We start from the raw sequence: 3,311 nt of genomic DNA, 5'->3' as shown, positions 1-3,311 counted from the left end.
CCTTGAACCCCTTGAACCATTTCAAACCATTTCAAACCATCTCTAACCATCTCCAACCATTTCAAACCATCTCCAACCATCTCCAACCATTTCAAACCATCTCCAACCACTTTAAACAATAATTTCTGCCTTGTCCGATTAGACGGATTATAGGATTAACATGTTTAAAAGCACGGCCTTCACTTTCAATTCTATTTCTAACTGTTATTTTCGATTTATTTTCTTTACTTTTGTGTCAAAATATACTTGCAATCATTATTGCGCAGTATTTTCTGCAATCATAAGAATTTCCGGGCTGAATATTTTAAAGAAGTCTAGGAATTTTGTGTGACGCATTTAAATTGATTTTTTCACATCTAAAATTGATTAAGAACTAATGGAAACCTCTAAAATAAGCATGCAAGAAGGAACCTTGAATGTTCCTGATTTTCCTGTTATTCCCTTTATTGAAGGTGATGGGACCGGTCCTGATATCTGGGCTGCCACCAGGTTGGTTATTGATGCCGCCGTGGAGAAGGCCTATCAAGGTAAACGGAAAATATGCTGGAAGGAAGTATTTGCCGGTGAAAAAGCTTTCAAACAAAGCGGAGAGTGGTTGCCTAAAGAAACTCTGGACGTTATCCGCGAATATATGGTGGCTATTAAAGGCCCTCTGACTACTCCCGTTGGCGGAGGAATACGTTCGCTCAACGTTGCCCTGAGGCAGGAGCTTGATTTATATGTCTGCCTTCGCCCCGTCCGCTATTACCAGGGCGTTCCTTCACCGGTTAAAGATCCGACAACTACCAATATGGTTATTTTCAGAGAGAATACCGAAGATATTTATGCAGGTATTGAATGGATGCAGGGAACTCCGGAAGTGGAAAAGGTGATTTCCTTCCTGCGACATGAAATGGGCGTGAAGAAAATCAGGTTCCCTGAATCTTCTTCAATCGGGATAAAGCCTGTATCTAAAGAAGGCAGTGAGCGCCTGATCCGGGCTGCCATTTTATATGCCATTGAAAACAAGAAACCTTCTGTCACCTTTGTGCATAAAGGGAATATTATGAAATTTACGGAAGGTCAATTCAAATTGTGGGGTTATGAGTTGGCCGAAAGGGAATTTGGCGGCAAGGTATTTACCTGGATGCAGCACGACAGGATTGCTAAAGAAAAAGGAATAGAAGCAGCCGACAAAGAGATGAAGCAGGCCGTTGACTCCGGAAAGATAATCGTCAAAGATGTGATTGCTGATGCCTTTCTGCAGCAGATCCTGACCCGGCCAGCCGAATATTCAGTTATTGCCACCCTGAACTTAAACGGAGATTATATTTCCGATGCCCTGGCTGCAATTGTCGGCGGAATTGGTATTGCCCCTGGCGCCAATATTAATTATGAAACCGGTCATGCTATTTTTGAAGCCACCCATGGCACCGCCCCTAAATATGCAGGACTCGACAAGGTAAACCCCGGCTCGTTGATCCTTTCGGGCGTGATGATGCTTGAATACCTGAAATGGAAGGAAGCAGCAGAACTGATCGTTTCGGGACTGGAGAAGTCTATCCTTAAAAAGAGGGTAACTTACGATTTTGAAAGGTTGATGGAAGGGGCTACAAAACTTAAATGTTCTGAATTCGGCCAGGAAATTGTAAGTAATATGTAAATTTGTTCCAAAGATGATGAAAAAGTACCAGTGGACAAGTGGGTATTTTTTTATAACTTTAAGAATTAAATCGAATTGAGTTTTTACTTTTTATTTGGCATAAATTTAAAACAGCTCGTTGTTTATAGGATTGCAGCAGATACCGGTAAATAAGGTAATTATCTGAATAATATAATTTTAATGAGAAAGGGTATCCATAAGGTGCGAAAGCATGAAAGTAATATTCCCCAGTACAGAATACTTTATGAAAATCTCAGGAAGGATATTGTTGACGGGGTTTATAAGGAGGGAGATCTATTGCCTTCGGAAAATGAATTATGCGCAGCTTATGGATTGACAAGGCCTACAGTCAGGCATGCCCTGGATACCCTTCTATATGACGGCTGTATCATCAAGCAAAAAGGTAAAGGCAGCATTGTGCAGGCCATGCCTAATGGTATCGGTATACTTTCCTTGGCTGGCGTTACTTACGCGTTGGGCCAGGCCAATGTGAAGACCAAAATACTGGTTCCTCCTTTTATGAAAGAATGGGACAAAGATTTTCCTTTTCCTTTATCTTCCGGCGAGCTGGAGGCCAAATGCCTGTATTTGGAGCGCCTGCGGGTAGTCAATGACGTACCTTTGTTTTATGACATAAACCTGCTTCCCAATATTAATTTGCCCGGGTTTGCAGATAAAATATTTGAAAACAACTCGCTTTTTAATATTTTGCGCCAGGATTATCAGATTGAAATAAAAGGAGGGGAGCAAAAATTAAGGGCTTTGTCGGCCGATGAAAAGACCGGGGATCTTTTGCAGGTCAAAAAAGGAGATCCTGTTCTTTACCTGGAACGCAAGTTATATACCAACCGGCTTAATTTTTATATTTATTCCATCCTTTATTGCAATACCAAGGAACATGCCTTATTTGGAACATTCTAAATAATAAGTTACAAAAAACACTTACTTGAAAGAATGTCTCAATTTTACATGATGGATGGATAATTGAAAAGAAATAATAACTTTATGTTAAATTTAATTTAAAATAGTTAAGATGAAAAATGCAATTTTAAAAAACCCTGAGGTGAAGAAGCTGATATTCGAAGTTGCGGAATTAGCGGAATACCTTTGGCAGAAAGGCTGGGCAGAACGTAATGCCGGCAATATCTCGGTAAACATCAATCATTTGATTCCTAAAGATCTGGATGATTTGGAGAATTATCCTTTATTTCCCTTGTCAGAGACCTATCCTGAACTGGCCGGAAGTTATTTCTTTGTAACCGGAACAGGCAAAAGGATGCGTGATTTGGCAAAAAATCCCCTGAAAAATGCTGCCTTGATCCGGATTTCAGAACGGGGAAACCAATATCATATCATCTCCCAGAACGAGAAGAATACTGCCAGTTTCAGGCCTACATCCGAACTTCCCAGCCATCTGGCCATTCATCAACTGATGGCTCAACGCAAATCTCCTTACAAAGTAATTATTCATACTCATCCCAATGAGCTGGTTGCCTTGAGCCAGTCGCCAATCTACAAGCAGGAAGACACCCTGAACAAGATTCTCTGGGGCATGCATCCTGAAACCTATATCGTGGTTCCCAAAGGGGTAGGGGTTGTTCCTTATCACACACCGGGTACTGAGGAAATTGCCAAAGCTACGCTTGAAAAACTTGACAAGCATGATGTT

3 protein-coding genes are annotated in these 3,311 nt (G+C 41.0%); all 3 read left to right on the top strand.

Features of this window, described 5'->3' with window-relative positions; translation table 11 throughout:
• Nucleotides 1–376: 376 nt before the first annotated feature.
• Nucleotides 377–1,642 (top strand): NADP-dependent isocitrate dehydrogenase, encoded by a 1,266-nt coding sequence (gene icd, locus Q8907_14805; GenBank protein ID MDP4275541.1) that lies wholly within the window; start codon nt 377–379, stop codon nt 1,640–1,642.
• 180 nt (nt 1,643–1,822) lie between these two features.
• The gene (locus tag Q8907_14800) at nt 1,823–2,563 is read left to right on the top strand and encodes a GntR family transcriptional regulator (GenBank protein ID MDP4275540.1); all 741 of its coding nucleotides are present in this window, start codon (nt 1,823–1,825) and stop codon (nt 2,561–2,563) included.
• Between the two features lie 112 nt (nt 2,564–2,675).
• Nucleotides 2,676–3,311: rhamnulose-1-phosphate aldolase (gene rhaD / locus Q8907_14795; GenBank protein ID MDP4275539.1), on the top strand; the 636-nt coding region annotated here is incomplete at its 3' end.

The organism is Bacteroidota bacterium (genome assembly GCA_030706565.1).
Lineage (GTDB): Bacteria > Bacteroidota > Bacteroidia > Bacteroidales > JAUZOH01 > JAUZOH01.
Note: the sequence above shows the minus strand (reverse complement) of the source record. Positions and strands in the feature narration are given on the sequence as shown.

Excerpts from the sequence above, each read along its gene's own strand:
- Q8907_14800 (MDP4275540.1), top strand. The coding sequence starts at position 1,823 with ATGAGAAAGGGTATCCATAAGGTGCGAAAGCATGAAAGTAATATTCCC.
- icd (MDP4275541.1), top strand. The coding sequence starts at position 377 with ATGGAAACCTCTAAAATAAGCATGCAAGAAGGAACCTTGAATGTTCCT.